At 65.4% G+C, this 18,411-nt stretch carries 20 protein-coding genes; 15 read left to right on the forward strand and 5 right to left on the reverse strand.

All coding sequences use genetic code 11. The features are described 5' to 3' along the window. Window positions 1–134: 134 nt before the first annotated feature. Window positions 135–344 carry a hypothetical protein gene (locus UNPA324_RS28350; protein WP_164936189.1) on the forward strand — a complete coding sequence of 70 codons (210 nt, stop codon included), beginning with the start codon at window positions 135–137 and terminating at the stop codon, window positions 342–344. A 51-nt stretch (window positions 345–395) separates the two neighbouring features. Continuing rightward, window positions 396–740, forward strand: coding sequence for a DUF1491 family protein (locus UNPA324_RS28355; RefSeq protein ID WP_128918926.1), 345 nt, complete (start codon window positions 396–398; stop codon window positions 738–740). Between the two features lie 227 nt (window positions 741–967). Here the strand turns inward: UNPA324_RS28355 and UNPA324_RS28360 are convergent, their stop codons facing one another. Beyond that, window positions 968–1,945 (reverse strand): DUF2336 domain-containing protein, encoded by a 978-nt coding sequence (locus UNPA324_RS28360; RefSeq protein WP_141937149.1) that lies wholly within the window; start codon window positions 1,943–1,945, stop codon window positions 968–970. A gap of 253 nt (window positions 1,946–2,198) precedes the next feature. Between UNPA324_RS28360 and UNPA324_RS28365 the strand changes: the two genes are divergently transcribed. Together UNPA324_RS28365 and UNPA324_RS28370 are read left to right on the forward strand one after the other, a co-directional pair. Next, window positions 2,199–2,387, forward strand: a complete 189-nt coding sequence (locus UNPA324_RS28365; RefSeq protein ID WP_128918928.1) for a hypothetical protein — start codon at window positions 2,199–2,201, stop codon at window positions 2,385–2,387. Between the two features lie 16 nt (window positions 2,388–2,403). After that, window positions 2,404–3,165, forward strand: coding sequence for a hypothetical protein (locus tag UNPA324_RS28370; RefSeq protein ID WP_128918929.1), 762 nt, complete (start codon window positions 2,404–2,406; stop codon window positions 3,163–3,165). On the opposite strand, the gene UNPA324_RS28375 is transcribed toward UNPA324_RS28370, so the two are convergent. Next, window positions 3,149–4,021: a LysR family transcriptional regulator gene (locus UNPA324_RS28375; protein WP_141937151.1), complete on the reverse strand. Its 873-nt coding sequence runs from the start codon at window positions 4,019–4,021 to the stop codon at window positions 3,149–3,151. The two genes, UNPA324_RS28370 and UNPA324_RS28375, sit on opposite strands and share 17 nt — an antisense overlap. A 95-nt stretch (window positions 4,022–4,116) precedes the next feature. On the opposite strand from UNPA324_RS28375, the gene UNPA324_RS28380 reads away from it, so the two are divergent. Continuing rightward, the gene (locus UNPA324_RS28380; RefSeq protein ID WP_164936190.1) at window positions 4,117–4,944 is read left to right on the forward strand and encodes an MBL fold metallo-hydrolase; all 828 of its coding nucleotides are present in this window, start codon (window positions 4,117–4,119) and stop codon (window positions 4,942–4,944) included. Between the two features lie 17 nt (window positions 4,945–4,961). Here the strand turns inward: UNPA324_RS28380 and UNPA324_RS28385 are convergent, their stop codons facing one another. The 3 genes from UNPA324_RS28385 to UNPA324_RS28395 all read right to left on the reverse strand — a co-directional run bounded on the left by UNPA324_RS28385 (window position 4,962) and on the right by UNPA324_RS28395 (window position 7,207). Further along, window positions 4,962–5,540 (reverse strand): amino acid synthesis family protein, encoded by a 579-nt coding sequence (locus tag UNPA324_RS28385; RefSeq protein ID WP_141937155.1) that lies wholly within the window; start codon window positions 5,538–5,540, stop codon window positions 4,962–4,964. A gap of 8 nt (window positions 5,541–5,548) precedes the next feature. Then, window positions 5,549–6,412 carry a fumarylacetoacetate hydrolase family protein gene (locus UNPA324_RS28390; protein WP_141937157.1) on the reverse strand — a complete coding sequence of 288 codons (864 nt, stop codon included), beginning with the start codon at window positions 6,410–6,412 and terminating at the stop codon, window positions 5,549–5,551. A gap of 93 nt (window positions 6,413–6,505) precedes the next feature. Then, window positions 6,506–7,207 carry a GntR family transcriptional regulator gene (locus UNPA324_RS28395; protein ID WP_141937159.1) on the reverse strand — a complete coding sequence of 234 codons (702 nt, stop codon included), beginning with the start codon at window positions 7,205–7,207 and terminating at the stop codon, window positions 6,506–6,508. Between the two features lie 108 nt (window positions 7,208–7,315). On the opposite strand from UNPA324_RS28395, the gene UNPA324_RS28400 reads away from it, so the two are divergent. From UNPA324_RS28400 to UNPA324_RS28440, 10 genes are all read left to right on the forward strand, one after another. Next, window positions 7,316–8,308: a zinc-dependent alcohol dehydrogenase family protein gene (locus UNPA324_RS28400; protein ID WP_141937161.1), complete on the forward strand. Its 993-nt coding sequence runs from the start codon at window positions 7,316–7,318 to the stop codon at window positions 8,306–8,308. A gap of 16 nt (window positions 8,309–8,324) precedes the next feature. Continuing rightward, window positions 8,325–9,230, forward strand: a complete 906-nt coding sequence (locus UNPA324_RS28405) for a VOC family protein (protein ID WP_141937162.1) — start codon at window positions 8,325–8,327, stop codon at window positions 9,228–9,230. Window positions 9,231–9,300: 70 nt separating this feature from the next. Then, window positions 9,301–10,287: a tripartite tricarboxylate transporter substrate binding protein gene (locus UNPA324_RS28410; protein ID WP_141937164.1), complete on the forward strand. Its 987-nt coding sequence runs from the start codon at window positions 9,301–9,303 to the stop codon at window positions 10,285–10,287. Between the two features lie 176 nt (window positions 10,288–10,463). Next, entirely contained in the window at window positions 10,464–11,870 is a 1,407-nt protein-coding gene (locus tag UNPA324_RS28415; protein WP_246667228.1) for a carbohydrate porin, read from the forward strand. A gap of 150 nt (window positions 11,871–12,020) precedes the next feature. Next, a complete protein-coding gene (locus tag UNPA324_RS28420; RefSeq protein ID WP_128919026.1) occupies window positions 12,021–12,386 on the forward strand; it encodes a hypothetical protein in 366 nt (121 codons plus the stop codon). 104 nt (window positions 12,387–12,490) lie between these two features. Then, the gene (locus UNPA324_RS28425; protein ID WP_128918938.1) at window positions 12,491–12,883 is read left to right on the forward strand and encodes a FixH family protein; all 393 of its coding nucleotides are present in this window, start codon (window positions 12,491–12,493) and stop codon (window positions 12,881–12,883) included. Window positions 12,884–12,962: 79 nt separating this feature from the next. Continuing rightward, window positions 12,963–14,381 carry an efflux RND transporter periplasmic adaptor subunit gene (locus UNPA324_RS28430; protein ID WP_141937166.1) on the forward strand — a complete coding sequence of 473 codons (1,419 nt, stop codon included), beginning with the start codon at window positions 12,963–12,965 and terminating at the stop codon, window positions 14,379–14,381. Next, window positions 14,378–17,569, forward strand: coding sequence for an efflux RND transporter permease subunit (locus UNPA324_RS28435; RefSeq protein ID WP_141937168.1), 3,192 nt, complete (start codon window positions 14,378–14,380; stop codon window positions 17,567–17,569). The genes UNPA324_RS28430 and UNPA324_RS28435 overlap by 4 nt, the downstream gene beginning before the upstream one ends. Window positions 17,570–17,577: 8 nt before the next feature. Next, complete coding sequence (locus UNPA324_RS36100; RefSeq protein WP_347338736.1) at window positions 17,578–17,697, forward strand: archaellin/type IV pilin N-terminal domain-containing protein; 120 nt, start codon at window positions 17,578–17,580, stop codon at window positions 17,695–17,697. A gap of 2 nt (window positions 17,698–17,699) precedes the next feature. After that, window positions 17,700–18,410 (forward strand): c-type cytochrome, encoded by a 711-nt coding sequence (locus UNPA324_RS28440; RefSeq protein ID WP_128918941.1) that lies wholly within the window; start codon window positions 17,700–17,702, stop codon window positions 18,408–18,410. Window position 18,411: the final 1 nt, after the last annotated feature.

Genomic DNA, 18,411 nt, shown 5'->3' on the forward strand with positions numbered 1-18,411 from the left:
ACGCGGATCAAATCCGGGCACCGCGCGCCGGCAGACCCTGGCGCGCCCCGCAGGCGCGATTTGCTTGGGATCAATGACGGCCGACAGCTTCGGGGACCATGATCACCCATCTTCAACGAAGAAGAGAGGGTGTCATGTTCAAGGTCTCGGTCCTGGTCTGGATCATGCTGGGTACGGTGCTGGCAGGCGTCAGCCTGATCGTGGTGCTGATGGTGCCGAGCTTCGCCGCGGACGCCATCAGGAACATCCCCTATGCGGTCGCTGTGGGATTTGCGCTTGCGATGCCGCTGTCATACCTCGTCGCACGCCAGATCCGCGGCGGGCAGGGCCTGCGCAACGTCTGAGGCGCGAGCTGAGGCTGGCGGCGCGCGTCACGCTGGCCTATCGTCCGACTCATGCGTTTGAAATCCAATATATGGGTCGCCGCTTATCTGCGCCGATGCCAGACCGAGGGCGTGTTCGGCGCGGTACGCCGTCGCGGTGCCGAGGAGGCGGGAGCGGTGTTCGTGAAGGTGTCGCTGCTCGACGGCCATGCGATGCTCTACGTGCCGGCGCCGCAGACCTCTTACGACGACGGCCGCCCCGTCGATCGCTTCTTCGTGCCGGTGGCGCCGCAACCTCTGCCGGAGCACACCGTCGAGGAACGGCTGACCAAGGAGATCCGCTTCGATCCGGACGCCTGGATCGTCGAGACCGAGGATCGCGCGGGACGGCATTTTCTGGAATTGGCGAAGACGTAACTGCTGCTCGTCGTGTCCCGAACCAGCGGCGACGCGTCAGCGTCGCCGTGCAGAGCCGGGACCCAGAAGGCGGCATCAACGGACGCGGTGAGATGGGCCCCCGGCTCTGCAGCGCACCGCACCGGACGATGCTTCGCGTCGCCGGCGCGCTGCGCCGCGTCCGGGGCACGCTGCAATGACAAGCTTGGGATACGTCTCGCTCAGCGTTGACGCGGCGCGCGAGCCAGTCACCGTTCCGACGATCCGTCGGTGCCGGTGCGGCGCGGCGGCATCGCACCCGGCTGCACGCCCGGCCGCGTCTGGCTTGCGCCGGCGCGGGCGCGCTGGCGTTCGCCGTCGTGCAGTGACGGCTGGTACTTCGCGCGGGTGACGGCGAGCGTCGAGCCGCGCCAGGCCGCCAGCATCACCAGCGCCGAGCGGTCGATGAGGCGGTCGTAGAGCCGCGACAGCCGGTACACCTCGTTCACGGAATTGCCGATCTCCGGCTTGAAGAACAGCAGGATGCGCTGGAACACCGGGCTCGGCATGTCGAGCGCGCGCGCGGCGACGGCGAGTGCTTCACCGCCGGCATCGTCGACGATCTGGGCTGCGACGCGCGAGGGCAGGATCAGGCTGTCGCCGAGCTCGAGGGCGAAGCTCTCGACGTCGCCTGCGATCGCCGCCATCTCCAGGATCTGGATCGCGCGCTTGGCGCGCACGGTCGGAATCCGCGGCGCGGCCTTCAGCGGGGTCTGCGCCAGATTGTGCAGGATCAGCGCGCGCTCGGATGGGCCGGCGCCGAAGAACATGTCGTGGATCTCGGCAGCGTCCTTCGGCTGCATCGCCATGTTGGCGGCCATGCGCAGCTCGGCGTCGCTCGGCGTGCGGGCTGGGGAGGGGGGGTGGGCGGGCGCCGGGATCTCGCGGGCGAGCGGAACCCTGCGGCCTTCCTGGGCTGCGACCAGCCCGAGCTTCTGCAGCACCGGGACGGGCGTCTGCGGATAGATCGCGAGCTTGGCCTTGATGGCCGCGCGCGTCGCGTCGTCGACCTGGTCGATCAGCCGCGTCGCAAGCTCGGTAAATTGACGCTGCTCGTCGTCGCTGTGGATGCGCGTCTGGACATAGAGGTCGGTCAGCACGCGCAGCAGCGTCGGCCGAACATCGACGCCTTCGCGACGGGAGAGGGACATCAGCCCGTCGAATCCGGGAAACAGCGACTTGGTCATGGAGAGATACGCGACCTGGAAGACATACTCGTCGCCAGCCTATCGCAGGCTCCTTTAAAGGCTCGTTAAGGAAAACGAGGCGTGAAGCCGAACGCTCGCTTTGTAGCGATCTCGTGCCTTAACGGGACGTCGCGGCCGGCCCGTGCGGCTACGGTCCGAATGGGTCGTTTACACCCCGTTAACCATGAACTGATCTTAATGAATGCATGTTGCAGGGGCGCGTTCGGTCGCGCGGCAATTGAAGAGAGCTGACATGGGGACCATCATTGAATTTCCGGCCGGTCGCCGGGTGGGCTCGTCGGGGGATGTCGCTCCGCGCGCGGACATGGGAACGATCCTGATCCTTCCCGTCATCCGTATCGAGCGCGAGGCAGATGAACCCAGCGGCGATCGCGGCCCTGAGCAGGGCACAGCGCCGGGGCGCCGTCGTCGCCGTCGCTGACATCCGGCTTCATGCAATGCCGGACAATATCCGCCAGATCCGGCCCGTCACATCGGCCGTCCTGCTCGCACTGCTGGCTGCGACGCTCGGTGCGTGCAGCGGCGGTGATTTCGGCCGCACCCGGGCCGACATGCGCAGCGACGACATGCATCGCTGGCTGGGCGCGGAGGTCACCTCCAGCGTCGGCCTGAAGCCCTCGCAATTCCAGCTCACCGACGAGGAGCGCCAGCTACGCGACCTCGCCTATCCCATGATCGAGCCGCCGCTGTCGCGCCCCGCATGGAAGAGCGTGTTCGGCGACTACAAGGCGATCCCCTCGCCCTGGCGGCAGAAGGTCGTGTTCGACCGCACCATGTACGGGCGCACGCTGATCGACGAGCCGCACCGCTCGCATTCCTCGCGCTATGCGCAGCTGATCGAGGACGTGCGCAACGACATCACCCGCTTCGAGCCGTTCTTCGCATCGGCGATCCGCGTCATCGATCTCGACCGGAAGCGCAATGCCAGCATGGCGCGCGTCTCCGCGCTCTCGCCGAGGGAGCAGGAGGATGCGGTCGCGCGCATGCAGGAGAACTCACTGATCGTGCAGTGGGTGCAGCAGTGCCTCGAGCAGCGCATCTCGTCCTATCGCTGGGCGCTGGAGCGCCTGGTGATCCAGGCGCCCGACGGCATGGCCGCCGATGCCGACCGCCTGATCGGTGAACTCGCCGCCCAGACCGCCAACCCGCCGGTCCAGGCCCAACCGCCCTACGGTCGCGCGGTCATCTCGAAGGGCTGAGCGTTTTGCGCGCGCCCGCCCGGCGCCCGGTTCGATCCGGCCCGCGTGGCTTCTGCAGCTTCCCGACAAAATCCTTCAGCGGATCCGCCAGCGGCGCCGATGCGAGGTAGGCAAGGCCGACCTCGCGCGTCACCTTGACCTCGATCTCGCGCACGGCGACGTCGGGATTGCCGCGCGCCACGCCTTCCGGAAGGATGGCGACGCCGACGCCGGCCGCGACCAGGGCGATGGCCCAGTCCTCCGATTGCGCGATCGCCGCGGTCTGGCGACGCTGCGCGGCGCGGCCGAAGAAAGCGCTTTGCTCGCAATGGCAGCGGTCGATCAGCGGTACGCCGGCGAGATCGGCGGTCCGAAGCTTGTCCTTCAGCGTCAGCGGATGCGACGGCGGCAGTGCGGCGACATATCGCTCGCTCCACAGCGCGACGAACTGCTCGTCCTTGCGCAGCATGCTCTTGGAGATGATCCGCGCATCGGCGGGCTCGTCGCTGCCGACAAGGCGGAGCGCGACGTCGCTGCGCGCCGTCAGCGGCTTCAGGAGCGCGATGGTCCGGGGCACGTCGAGCGTGCGCATCAGGCCGAGCGTGACATTGGTCTTCGTGCTCGGCTTCCTGAACAGGCTGCGCGCTGCGTCGGCCTCGTCGATGATGCGGCGGGCCAGCGTGTGAAACTGCTCGGCCGAGGCGGTCGGCGCCACGCCCTTCTTGTGGCGGATGAACAGGGTGGTGCCGAGCTCGGTCTCGAGACTGGTGATTGCGGTCGAGATCGACGGCTGCGATACGAAGCAGGCCCGCGCGGCGGCGGTCAGATTGCGTTCGCGGTAGACGGCGGCGAAGTAGCGGAGTTCGCGGATATCCATAGGAATGGCCTAGAGATAATATCAATACTCGATATTTTACCTATGGATTGGGTCATGGCAAGAACGTCCCGCTCATGAACCGGCAGGAACACGCGATGAAGATCCACCATCTCAACACCGGCACGATGTGCCCGCTCGGCCGCCGACTGGTGAACGGCAGCGGCGGCCTGTTCCAGCGCGCCCGCCTGGTCTGCCATTGCCTGCTGGTCGAGACCAATGACGGGCTGGCTCTGGTCGACACCGGCATCGGCCTCGGCGATATCGCTGCGCCCGAGCGGTTGGGACGTCGATGGCTGCGCCAGACCGCGCCAAGACTCGATCCCGCCGAGACGGCGGTCGAGCAGGTCAGGGCACTCGGTTATTCACCCAAAGACGTGCGTCACCTGTTGCTGACGCATCTCGACCGCGATCACGCCGGCGGCGTGCCCGACTTCCCCCACGCCGCGATCCACGTCCATCGCGCCGAATACGACATGGCGGTGCTGCGCAAGCCGGCGCCGCCGCAAGGGCGCTATGTCACGGGCCAGTGGAGCCACGGATCGCGCTGGCAATTCTATGGCGAAGCCGGCGAGGACTGGTTCGGCTTCAAAGGCGTGCGCGCGCTCGGCGACACGGAAGCGGACATCCTGATGATCCCGCTCGCCGGCCACACGCTCGGCCATTGCGGCATCGCGGTGCGCTCGGGCGAGACATGGCTGCTGCATGCCGGCGACAGCTACTTCCACCATGCCCAGCTCGACGCATCGCCGCGCGTGCCCTTGATGCTCGGCTATTTCCAGCGCCGCGGCGACATGGACAGAAGCATGCGGATCGCCAACCAGGCGCGGCTGCGCGCGCTCAAGCTGAGCCACGGCGACCGTGTGAGGATCGTCAACAGCCACGATCCCGCCGACTACGAGCGCTGCCGCTGCGGAGGGCATTGAGCGCGGGGCCGCTGACGTCAGCGCTGCCCGTCGTGCACGGAGATCTCCGATGCCTTGAGGCCGCCGATGCGCGCGTGGGGGCGGCCGCCGGTTGCCATCACGAGGCCGAAGGCGATCTCGTCGCGCCGTGGCGCATCCCACAACGTCATCTCCGCGGTGCCGAAATGGCTGCGGACATAGGCGGCGTGGATGTGGCCGAGTGGCACCATCAGGCGCGTGCCGGGTCCGCCGATGGTCTTTGCCGCCGGGACGATCGCTCTGGGCTGTCCCAGCATCTCGCGCATGCCGTGGCCGCCGGCTTCGTGCCAGACCGCGCCGTGCTCGAGCTCGCCGTCTTCGCCGACGATGATGCCCTTGCCATAGGCTTCGATCTGCGTCGCGCCGCCGAGCTGCGCGATCAGCCCGCTGGCGAGCTCGCGGCCGAGCTCACGTAAGGAGGCCTGAAATGGCATCAGGTCAGGCTCATAGCGGCCGGCGAAGGGATTGCGGATCACGGCAACGGCGGTGCCGACCAGAAGCGGCTTGTCCAGCCGGGGCCCGCGCTCATGCCAGATGGTCTCGACGCCGAGCGCGGTCTTGCGAATGTCGTAGGACATCAGCGGCCTTACGCCTCGTCCACGACGGGATTGCGGAGCACGCCGATATTCTCGATCTCGACCTCGACCACGTCGCCGGCTTTAAGGAAGATCGGAGGCTTGCGGGTGAAGCCGACGCCGGCCGGCGTACCTGTCGCGATGACGTCGCCGGGGACGAGGTCGAAAATGGTCGAGCAATATTCGATCAGCCGCGGGATCGAGAAGATCAGCATCGAGGTGTCGGAGGACTGCACGGTCGCGCCGTTGACGCGCGTCTCCAGCTTGAGCTTGGTGGGATCGCCGATCTCGTCCGGTGTGACCAGCCACGGACCGAACGGGCCGGTGCCGACGAAGTTCTTGCCCGAGGCGATCTGCTGGGCATGACGCTGCCAGTCGCGCACACTGACGTCGTTGTAGATCGAGTAGCCCGCGACGTGGCTCCAGGCATCGGCCTGGCTGATGTGGCGGCCGCCCTTGCCGATGACGACGGCGAGCTCGCCCTCCCAGTCGAAATTGTCCGAGACCTTCGGCCGGATTACCGGCGCGTTGTGCGCGACCTGTGAACGCCAGACCCGCAGGAAGATCGGCGGAAACTCCGTGATCTCGCGCTTCATGCCGAACGCCACGGCTTCATTGTGATGGTCGAGATAATTGCGCACGGCGCAGACGATCTTCTCGGGGCGCGGGATCACCGGCAGATATTTGACGTCGCTCAGCGCCAGCGTGGGCTTCTGCCCGCCGACGATCGCTTCGCGTTTCGCGTAGTCATCGCTGCCGAGAAAGTCCGCAAGCGTCGGGTACTGGGGCAGGGCACGGCCCAGATCCACCACGCCGTTTTCGACAACGGCGCCCCAGCTCTCGCGATTTCCGTCCAAGAACGACAGCAGCTTCATTGGTCTTGCCCCAAAGTTTCCATTTTCGATCTATCGTATTATTTTCGAAAATCTGGCGGGACGCAAGCCCGCCGCTCTGAAATTGCCGATGGCCTATTCGTTGTCGAGCAGGTGGGCGGCGTATTTCGCGACGTTGTCGGCCGTCGAGCGGATATGGCTCTCGGTCAGTTGCACGGCGAGATCCGCATTGCGCGAGATCGCGGCCTGCATGATCGCCTGATGCTCGCCAGCCTTGTCGCGCGGGCGCGGCCGGAAATTGGCCGAGAGATGCCGGTAGCGCTCGGCGCGGTCGAACAGCTCGGCGCGAATGGCAAGCAGCGTCGCCGAGCCGCAGGCGGAGACCAGCGCCTGGTGGAACTGGCGATGCGCGATCTTCCACTCGGGGTCGCGCAAGGGGTGCTCGGGATCGCGCTGCTCGATCCGCTTCAATCGGTGCAGCGTCGAGATCACCGCGATTTCCCAATCGTCATCGCCGCGCGCGATCGAGCGGCGGATCAATTCCACTTCGATCAGCACCCGCGCGTCAGTGACCTCCACCAGATCCTGGCGGCTGACCGGCGCGACGCGAAAGCCGCGCTGCTCCTGGGCGTCGATCAGCCCCTCCGCGGCGAGCGCGGTCAGCGCCTCGCGCAGCGTGGTGAAGCTCGCGCCGAACCGCTCGCGCAGCACATCGAATCGCAGCGGCTCGCCCGGCGGAAGTGCGCAGGCAATGATCTCCTCGCGCAGCCGATGGGTGATGTCGGCGGCGATCGTCTTGCCGAATTCCTTGCGGGGGCGAATGGCGCTGTCAGGCATGGTCCTGCCCATGAATCGATGGCTCAAGATGCCGCGCCAAGGACCATCTTGCAATAATTTTCGTAAACGATATGATTTTCGAAAATATGGTCTGGGGAGCGTGAAGACATGAGGGCAGTGCTGGTGCGTCAGCCGGGTGGGCCGGATGCACTTGAGGTGGTCGAGCTTCCGGTGCCCGAGCCGGGCGCAGGTCAGGTGCAGGTCCGGGCCGAGGCGTTCGGCGTCGGGCAGCCCGACGTGCTCATCCGGCGCGGCGTCTACAAATGGATGCCGCCATTGCCGGCCAATCCCGGCAACGACGTCGCCGGCCGCATCTCGGCGCTCGGGCCGGGTGTCGCGGGCTTTGCGATCGGCCAGAAGGTGCTGCTGAGCGCACGCGATCTCGCCCAGCGCGGCGGCTGTTATGCCGACTATGTGGTTGCACCGGCGGATGCCGTGCATGCGCTGCCTGACAATGTCGATCTGCAAGCCGCCGTGTGCCTGTCGAACTACCAGGTCGCCTATGCGCTGCTGCATGAGTGCCGCCATCCGCGCGCACCTGCAAGCGTGCTGGTGATCGGCGCCGCCGGCGGCGTCGGCACCGCGCTGGTGCAACTGGCAAAGCTCGCCGGGCTGATCGTGATCGGCACGGTCTCGACCGAGGAGAAGGCCGCCTTCGCCAAGGCGAATGGTGCCGATCATGTCATCTTCTACCGAAGCGAGGACGTGGTGGCGCGCACCCGCGAGCTGACGAAGGGCGAGGGCGTCGGCCTCGTGCTCGATCACGTCTGCGGGCCCGAGTTCACCGGCTATCTCGGCGCGCTCGGCAAATGGGGCACGCTGCTCTCGTACAACGCCTTTGCCGGATTGCCGGAAGAGAATTTGATGGCGGCGATGCGCAACCATCTCGACATCTGTCCGGCGGTGCGCTGCTTTTCCTTTCACATCTACGACCACGATCGCGAGGGGCGCCGTGCCCTGATGCGGAGCGTGATCGACGCCCTGAGCCGCAACGCGATCAAGCCGGCGATCTCGGCGGTGCTGACGCTCGACGAGGTCAGGCAGGCGCACACGTTGCTGGAGCAGGGCTCGGCGCTCGGCAAGATCATCATGATTCCATGAGGGGGTGAACCGCACGATGAGCACACAAGCACCCATTGCACGCTTCACCCGGCTGCGGCACGCCACCTTCACCTCGCCCGATCCGGAACGGCTGCTCGACTATTATCGCGGCGTGATCGGTCTCGGCCTCGTTGCCCGCGACGGACAGCGCCTGTTCCTCGCCAGCGATTCCGAGCAGCTCTCGCTGGTGATCGAGCCTGGCGAGGCCGCGCTGAGCAGCATCGCCTTTGAAATCGCCCCGGAGGTCCAGATCGACGCACTGGGCGCCGCGCTGAAGCAGGCGGATCTCCGACCCGAGCTGCACAGCGATTCCCTCCCTGGCGTGTCCCGTCTGCTGTCCTTTAGCGATCCTGAAGGCACGCGCTTCGAATTGATCCAGGGCTGGATGCCGACGCCCGCGCAGGAGCGGATCGGCGGGCTCGCCGTCGCCAAGCTCGGCCATGTCGCGCTCCACACGCCCGATCCCAAGGCGGCTTCGGAGTTCTACGCGAATGTCATGGGCCTGCGCGTCTCCGACTGGATCGAGGATCGCTTCGTGTTCATGCGCAGCGGCTTCGAGCATCACACGCTCAACTTCGCGCGCGCACCGGTGCGCGGTCTTCATCACTTCGCCTTCGAGCTGCGGGGGCCAGACCACATGCATCGCGCCTGCGATCATCTCGCGCGGCACAAGCTGCCCGTGCTCTGGGGGCCGGTGCGTCATGGCCCCGGGCACAACACCGCGATCTATCACCGCAATCCTGATGGACATCTGGTCGAGCTGTTTTGCGATCTCGACCGCATGACCGATGAAGCGCTCGGCTATTTCGAGCCGCGCCCATGGCATCGCGATCGTCCGCAGCGGCCAAAGGTCTGGGTCGGGCTGCCGCGCGACGTCTGGGGCATGCCGCCATCGCCTGAATGCACGGAGTTCGCGCGCTAGCGGATTTGAGTTGAACGGAAGATCGCCGCACGCGCGGCCAAAGACATAACGATCAAAGGGAGAAGCATCCATGCGAGGGATGAAGCGGCTTGCTGCGGCCATTTTTCTGCTCGGCGGTTTTCTTGGCAGTTGTCTGAGCGGCCCTGCATCGGCGGACAATTATCCGTCGCGTCCGATCCGCCTGCTGCATGGCTTTGCCGCCGGCGGCGCGGCCGACACGCTGTCGCGGATCATCGGCGACGGGCTATCGAAGAAGCTCGGGCAGCCGGTCGTCGTCGAGGCCAAGCCGGGCGCCGGCGGCAACATCGCGGCGGACGCGATCGCAAAAGCGGCACCCGACGGCTACACGCTCGGCCTCGTCACCGGTGCGCACGCGATTTCCGCGGCGACCTACAAGAGCCTGGCCTACCAGCCGGCCGAGAGCTTCGAGATGATCTCGACGCTGGTCTACTACGCGCTCGTCATCGCCGTGCGCAACGATTACCCCACAAAATCGCTGGGCGAGCTCGTTGCGATGGCCAAGGCGAAGCCGGGTTCACTCAGCTTCGGATCGGTTGGTTTCGGCAGCACCCATCACCTCGCGGGAGAATTGCTCAACGCCACCGCCGGCGTCGAGATCGTGCACGTGCCGTATCGCGGCGATTCGCAATCCGTCACCGCACTGCTCGGGGGAGACGTTCCTGTCATCGTCGGCACGCCCGTTTTGCTCGCCCCGCAAATCCAGAGCGGCGCGATCCGCGGCTTGGCAGTAACCTCGCCGACGCGCACCGCGTTGCTCCCCGATGTCCCGACGGTTCAGGAAGCCGGCATCAAGGGCTATGACGTGCGCACCTGGGCAGGCCTGCTGGCGCCCAAGGGAACGCCGCCCGCCATTATCGCTGCACTCAACGCGGCGACGCTGGACGCGCTCCGAGACCCCGAGCTCAGGCAGCGGCTGGAGACCGCCGTCGGCGGCGAGGTCCGCGGCAGCTCGCCGGAGGAGATGAAGAAGCTGATCGAGAGCGAAATCGCCAAATGGACCGGCGTGGTGGAGCGGGCGAAGATCCCGAAGATCTGAGCGCTCGACCGGGGCGCGCGATGATGACTTCGAATGTGCAAAAGTGGACATAACGACCTCCTTGCATGCGGTAGTGCAATTCCTAGGGAATCGATCGGGAGCGCCGCGCTAATCGCTCGACGACCGGCTTGAATGTCGGACTGCGGCGTGCGTCATTGACCGCCCGGGAGGAGAGCGTGGCCGCCAGAGCAATCAGCCATATCGCGCGGGTGCTGGTCGTCGGGGTCTGTCTGATCGCGGCTGCCCGGTCTGCGGCTCAGGAAGACAAGAAAACGGACGAGGACAAGCCTGCCGATCCCGATACGGGAGAAAGCACGGTCGAGGAGAAGACGCTCGGGCTGCTGCCGAACCCCTGGCAAAAGAACGGCGTGAAGTTTGCCGCGACCTATATCGGCGAGGTGCTCGGAAATCCCACCGGCGGCCTGAAGACGGGCGCGGTCTACGAGGGCCGGCTCAACCTTGCCGTCGATCTGGACTTCGAAAAACTGGTCGGCCTCGACAAGCTGACCTTTCACGCCAATATGTTTCAGATCCATGGCGACGGGCTGTCGCGATCGAATCTGCAGAATTTCTTCGTCGTCAGCGGTATCGAAGCGTTGCCCGCGACCCGGCTTTACGAAGCCTATTTCGAGAAGCAGTGGGGCGACAAGAAAGTCTCGCTCAAGTTCGGGCAGCTCGCGGCCGACAGCGAATTCTTCAATACCAAATATACCGATGTGTTCACCAACGCATCGATGGGCTGGCCGGCGATCACCTCGCTGGCGTTGCCGAGCGGTGGGCCATCGCCGCCTCTGGCGGCGATAGGCGCGCGCCTGCTTGTCAACTTCACGGATCAATTGTCCGTTCTCGGCGCGATTTTCGACGGCGATCAAGCCGGTCCGGGCCCGGGTGATCCGCAAGAGCGCAACCGCTACGGCGTGAATTTCCGCGTCAACGATCCGCCGCTTCTGCTGGGCCAGATCCAATATGCCTGGAACAACAAGAAGGGCGATCCGAATCTGGCTGGCCAGATCAAGATCGGCGGCTGGCGCCATTTCGGATCGTTCGAGGATCTGCGCTTCGCCTCCAACGGCGCTTCGCTCGCCGCGCCGGCGAGCAGCGGCGAGCCGCTGCTGCTTTCGGGCGATATCGGAGCCTGGGCGGTCCTCGAGCAGCAGATCTACCGGGTGCCGAACAGCGACGACCGCGGCATCGGCATTTTCGCGCGGGTGTCGGGCGCGCCGGCCGACCGCAACCTGGTGGACCTCTACGTGGATGGCGGCATCGAGCTCATCGGACTCAGCAATGCCCGTCCGGACGACAAGTTCGGCATCGCCGCCGGCTATGCGCATGTCTCGAAACGCGCCCAGGCGCTGGACGCCGACTACGGCAAGTACGTGGACCCCCGCTGGCCGCTGCGGAGCTTCGAGGGGCTGTTCACGGCGGTCTATCAATATCAGGTCAAGGACGGCTGGACCGTTCAGCCGAACTTCCAATACATCGTCCATCCCGGCGGCGGCGCGACGGCTCCGGCCGGACCACGGCCGGGAAGGCCATTACCAAGCGCGTCCGTGTTTGGATTGCGAACGACGCTGAAGTTCTAGTGCAGGCTGGTCGGCGGCCCCGGAAGTTGAGGGGGCCGCGTCGCGGGAGGGCGTTTCGCTCACGAATGCTTGACCGGGATCAATGACTGTTTTCGGCGTCCGAATATGCTAGTGAAGCTGTGTTCCAGCCGAAAGGTTAAGCTGATCTTGATGCGGTTCGTCCGTACCATCCTGGCATTCGCAATCGCCATATCTCTGGCGATGCTGCCGGTTGGCGTCTCCGCCTCTCATCTCGCCATGTCGCCGGACGACATGCAGGCGAGCATGCAGATGGGCGGCAACGCCGAGATGTCGATGGACGAATGCTGCCCCGACATGAAGGGACCGGCCTCCAACACAGGCGATTATAAATGTGGGATGGGCTTCTGCTGCGTCGGCGGGCTCGTTGCGCTCGATGACATCAGGCCCGTCGCGTTCGCGCATTTCACCTTAGCGGCGAGCAAGATCGCCATCCCTGAGGATCAGGTCGTCTCCGTCCTCGGTGGCAGTCCTCCCTTCCGACCTCCTCGAATCTGATCTCGTCAAGCCTTAAGACGCGAGCGGCACGCCTGCTTGCGACGACGACTGACGTGCGCGCTTTTCTGCGCCACGGCGAAAGATCAGATCATGAGGACAGGACAATGCTTTCCAGATTCAGCACAGCGGCGCTCGCCGCCACCCTTTCGCTTGCCGCTTCCGCCGCGATGGCGGGCGCCGGCGAATACGTCTTCGAGCCCGTCAATGCGCAGATGAAGAAGGGCGACGACGTCACGCTCTCGGTTCGCCTGACCAACAAGCAGACCGGCAAGCCGGTGGCGGACGCCGTCATCTTCAAGACCCGCGTCGACATGGCCCCCGACGGGATGGCCGAGATGGAATCGGCCGTGGCGCCGCTGCCGTCGAAGGAGCCGGGCGTCTACGCCTTCAGGACGGACCTGCCGATGGCCGGGCGTTACCAGGTCACGCTGTCGGCCAAGGTGCAGGGCGAGGCTGAGACCGTCACCGGCAAGGTGGTCGTCACGGCGACCAAGTGAGCGCGCGGACGCCGCTCGCGGCGTCCGGACTTCTCTTTCTCATTCAGATGGACGCGCGCCGGGCGCGCGAAGACACACCATGAAGACGCTGCGTCTCCTGACGATTCTCACACTCGGCGGTGGCCTCGCCTTGGGCGGGCACTGGTCCTCGAACGACGGGCGCTGGTCCGTTCACGCCGAGGTGACCCCGGCTGCGGCAGAGGCGAACCGGGCTCCGCTCTATTACCGCGATCCCGGCGGCGCGCCTCTGTGGTCCGCCGCTCCGAGGAAGGACGACCGCGGGCGCGACTATCTGCCGGTCTATGACGATCAGCCCGCCGCGGCGGCACCGAAGCCGGCGCAGGCGGAATCATCGCGAAAGATCCTCTACTACCGTAATCCCATGGGCCTGCCCGACACCTCGCCGGTGCCGAAGAAGGATCCGATGGGGATGAACTATATCCCCGTCTACGAGGGCGACGAGGTCGACGACGGCACGGTGAAGCTTTCGCCGGGCAAGATCCAGCGCGCCGGCGTGAGATCCGAGCCGGCCCGGCGTCGCGCCATCCGCGTCGCGGTCAAGGCGCCCGGCACGATCCAGCTCGACGAGCGGCGCGTCTCGGTGATCGCAATGCGCGCCGAAAGTTTCGTGCAGAAGGTCGCCGACGTCACCACCGGCACGCGCGTGAAGGCGGGCCAGCCGTTGATGGAGATTTACAGTTCGGCGGTCGCGTCCGCCGCCGCTGAATATCTCTCGACAATCACTTCTAAGACCACGGGCGGGATCGAGATCTACGGCCGCGGCTCGCGGCAACGGCTGGTCAATCTCGACGTCCCCGAGCAGGTCATCGCCGAGATGGAGAAGACCCGCGTCGCGCCCGTCACCATCCATTGGTCGGCGCCGCGCGACGGCATCGTGCTCGAGCGCAGCGCGATCGAAGGCATGCGCGCAAATCCGGGCGACGTGCTGTTCAAGATCGCGGACATCTCGCTGGTCTGGGCGCTGGTCGACGTCGCCGAGCGCGATCTCGGCAATATCGCGGTGGGGCAGGGCGTGGCGGTGCGCGCGCGGAGCTTTCCCGGCCGCATCTTCAGCGGCAAGATCGCAATCGTCTATCCGCAGGTGAACCGCGACACCCGGACGGTTCGCGTCCGGATCGAGCTCGCCAATCCCGATGCGGTGCTGCTGCCGGACATGTACGTCGATGCCGATATCGACACGGCTGATAGCGCGCCCGTCCTGGCGATCCAGGACAGCTCGGTGCTCGACACCGGCACGCGTCAGGCCGTCCTTGTCGACAAGGGCGAGGGGCGCTTCGAGCCGCGTGAGGTGAAGCTCGGTCGGCGCGGCGGCGGCCACATCGAGGTGCGGGACGGACTTGCGGAGGGCGAAGCGGTGGTCACATCCGCCAACTTCCTGATCGATGCGGAAAGCAATCTGAAGGCCGCGCTCAAAGGCTTCGCCGACGCGGCGCCTCAGGCTTCCGAACCTGGCCATGCGACGGGAGAGCACAAATGATCGCCCGCATCATCGCCTGGTCGGCGCGCAACCTGCTGCTGGTGCTGTTCGGCACCGGCTTTGCGGCCGCCGCCGGTCTCTATGCGCTGATCCATCTGCCGCTGGATGCGATCCCAGACCTCTCGGACACGCAGGTCATCGTCTACACCGAATATCCCGGCCAGGCGCCGCAGGTGATCGAGGACCAGGTCACCTACCCCTTGACCACGGCGATGCTGACCGTGCCGAAATCGAAGGTCGTGCGCGGCTTCTCGTTCTTCGGTGTGTCCTTCGTCTACGTGATCTTCGAGGACGGCACCGACATCTACTGGGCGCGCTCGCGCGTCCTGGAATTTTTGAACGGCGCTGCGTCGCGGCTTCCCGCCGGCGTCTCCCCGACCATCGGCCCCGATGCGACCGGCGTCGGCTGGGTCTATCAGTACGCGGTGATGTCGAAAGAACTGAACCTCGCCGACGTCAGGACGATCCAGGACTGGAATCTGAAGTTCGCGCTGGCCAAGGCCGAAGGCGTCGCCGAGGTCGCCAGCATCGGCGGCTTCGTCAAGCAGTACAACGTGGTGCTCGATCCGCAGCGGATGCGCGATCGCGGCATCAGCATGCAGAAGATCCGTGAAGCCATCCGCGCCAGCAACGCCGATGTCGGCGGCCGCACTGTCGAGCTCGCCGAGTTCGAATACGTTATCCGCGGCAAGGGCTACCTCAAGAGCATCAACGATCTCGGCAACATCGTGCTGAAGACCTCCGGCGGCACACCGGTGTTGCTCCGCGACGTCGCTCATGTCGAGCTCGGACCGGACGAACGCAGAGGCATCACCGAGCTGAACGGTGAAGGCGAGGTCGCAAGCGGCATCGTGCTGCAGCGCTTCGGCGTCAACGCTCTCGACGTCATCGAGAACGTCAAAAAGCGCTTCAAGGAGATCGCGAGCAGCCTGCCGAAGTCGGTCGAGATCGTCCCGGTCTACGACCGCTCCAGCCTGATCTACGCGGCCATCGACACGCTCAAGCACACGCTGTTCGAGGAGAGCATCGTCGTCGCGCTGGTCTGCATCGTGTTCCTGCTCCATGTCCGCAGCGCGCTGGTCGCGATCCTGATGCTACCGGTCGGCGTGCTGATGGCGTTCGGCGCCATGAAGCTGCTCGGCCTCGGCTCGAACATCATGAGCCTCGGCGGAATCGCGATTGCGATCGGCGCCATGGTGGATGCCGCGATCGTCATGATCGAGAACGCCCACAAGCATCTCGAACGCGCCAAGCCCGATCAGTCCCGCGTTCAGATCCTGATCGATGCCGCGTCCGAGGTCGGGCCTGCGCTGTTCTTCAGCCTGCTGATCATCACCGTGTCGTTCATGCCGATCTTCACGCTGGAATCGCAGGAGGGGCGGCTGTTCAGCCCGCTTGCCTTCACCAAGACGTTCTCAATGGCGGCTGCGGCTCTCTTGTCCGTCACTTTGGTGCCGGCGCTGATGGTGATCTTCGTCCGTGGCCGGATCGTGCCGGAGAGCAGGAATGTCATCAACCGCTTCCTGATCTGGGTCTACCGTCCGGTGATCAAGGGCGTGCTCCGCGCCAAGACGTTGGTGATCCTGGCCTCCCTCGCCATTCTCGCCGTCACGACATGGCCGGCCCGCCAGCTCGGCACCGAGTTCATGCCGACGCTGAACGAGGGGACGCTGCTCTACATGCCGACCACGCTGCCCGGCATCTCCGTCACCAAGGCGGCCGAGCTGATGCAGATTCAGGATCGCATCATCAAGTCGTTCCCCGAGGTCGCCTCCGTCTACGGCAAGGCGGGACGGGCCGCGACCGCGACCGACCCGGCGCCGACCGAAATGTTCGAGACGGTGGTCAACCTGAAGCCGAAGGAATCCTGGCGCCCCGGCCTCACCGTCGACAGCCTGATCGCGGAGATGGACAAGGCGCTGCAATTTCCCGGCGTCTCCAACGCCTGGACCATGCCGATCAAGGCACGCATCGACATGCTGTCGACCGGCATCCGCACGCCTGTCGGCGTCAAGGTCATGGGTACCGATCTCGTCGAGATCGACCGGCTGGCGCGGCAGGTCGAACGGGTGATCAAGACCGTCCCGGGCACGTCGTCGGCTTACGCCGAGCGCGGCATCGGCGGCTATTATCTCGAGATCGTCCCGGACCGTGAGGCGCTCGCCCGCTACGGCATTTTGATCCAGGACGTTCAGGACACCATCGCGGCAGCGCTCGGCGGCCAGACGGTGACGACGACCGTGGAGGGACGCCAGCGCTTCACGGTGAACATGCGCTATCCGCGCGACCTGCGCGACAATCCCAAGGCGATCGCCAGCGACATCCTGGTGCCGATGCCGGCGGGCGGCGCCGTGCCGCTCGGCGAGGTCGCGAAGGTCGAGCCGGCGCGCGGACCGACGTCGATTCGGACGGAGAACGGTCAGCTCGCGACCTACATCTATGTCGACATCCGCGATCGCGACATCGGCGGCTACGTCGCGGACGCGCAGCGCGCCGTGACGGAGAGCATCCAGTTTCCCGCCGGCACCTACGTCGTCTGGAGCGGCCAGTACGAATATCTCCAGCGGGCTGCCGCCCGCCTGAAGATCGTCGTGCCCGTGACGCTCACGATCATCTTCCTGCTGCTGTACCTGAACTTCAAGGCGCTGACCGAGACGTTGATCGTGATGCTGTCGTTGCCGTTCGCGCTGGTCGGCGGCATCTGGATGATGTGGTGGTTCGGCTTCAACCTGTCCGTCGCCGTCGCGGTCGGCTTCATCGCGCTCGCGGGCGTCGCCGCCGAGACCGGCGTCGTGATGCTGATCTATCTTGAGCAAGCTCTTGCAGAGATCAAGGCCAAGCGAAGCGCGGCCCATCGGGTTCTCACGCGCCAGGATCTGCACGATGCCATCATGGAGGGGGCCGTCGAGCGCGTCCGCCCGAAGATGATGACAGTGGTCGCCATCATGACGGGCCTGCTGCCGATCATGTGGAGTACCGGTGCGGGCTCGGAGATCATGCAGCGCATCGCACTGCCGATGATCGGCGGGATGATCTCGTCGACGCTGCTGACGCTGATCGTAATTCCGGCGATCTTCGGGCTGGTCAAAGGCTTCCGCTTGCCTCCCAAGGACGAAGACAAGGGACCATCGATCAAAGTGCCAGAGCCGATCAGTACGAGATCGCGGGTGCTGGAGCCTGCCGAATGAGGTGAGCCATGATGCACGACATGATGTCGGGAACGTTCGGGACGATGGGATTGATCACCGCACTGATCGTCATCGTTCTCGTATTGACGGCGGCGGCGCTGATCAAATATCTCTTCAAGGGAGATTGAAGATGCATCGCTTCTATCTTACCGGACTGGCTGTGATCCTGGCTTCCTCGCCCGTTCTTGCGCAGCAGGATGCCGTGACTCGCGGCCAGCGAGATTTCCGAGGTTGCATGCCGTGTCACTCGCTAGAGCCGGACCGGAACATGACCGGCCCGAGCCTCGCACAACTATGGGATCGAAAGGCCGGCAGCTTGGAAAGCTTCGAACGCTATTCCGATGCGCTCAAATCGTCTGGAATCATTTGGAACGAACGCTCGCTTGATGCCTGGCTCATGAACCCGGAGCGCATGGTGCCGGGCAACGAAATGCCATTCAACGGTATCAAGGATGATCGCGCCCGCGCCGATTTAATTGCGTTCCTGAAGCAGGCCACCAAACCGGGCGCGCAGCCGCAGTCCGCTGTCGAAGGTCGAATGGGAGGGATGACGGGCGGAATGATGGGGGGCGGCGGACGCGATCCCGATTTGAAAAGCCTGGAGGAGAGTATGCAGGTAGAAGCGATCACCTATTGTCACGACACCTATCGTGTCATCACCGCCGACGGCAAGACGCGCGCCTTCTGGGAGCGCAATCTGCGCCTGAAGACGGATTCGGGCAAAGATGGTCCACAAAGCGGCGCGCCCGCCCTGGTACCCGCCGGCATGATGGGCGACCGTGCGGACGTGATCTTTGCCGCACCTGAAGAGATCAGCAAGACTATTGAACGGCGATGCTAGG

The organism is Bradyrhizobium sp. UNPA324 (assembly GCF_006658635.1).
Taxonomy (GTDB): domain Bacteria; phylum Pseudomonadota; class Alphaproteobacteria; order Rhizobiales; family Xanthobacteraceae; genus Bradyrhizobium; species Bradyrhizobium nanningense.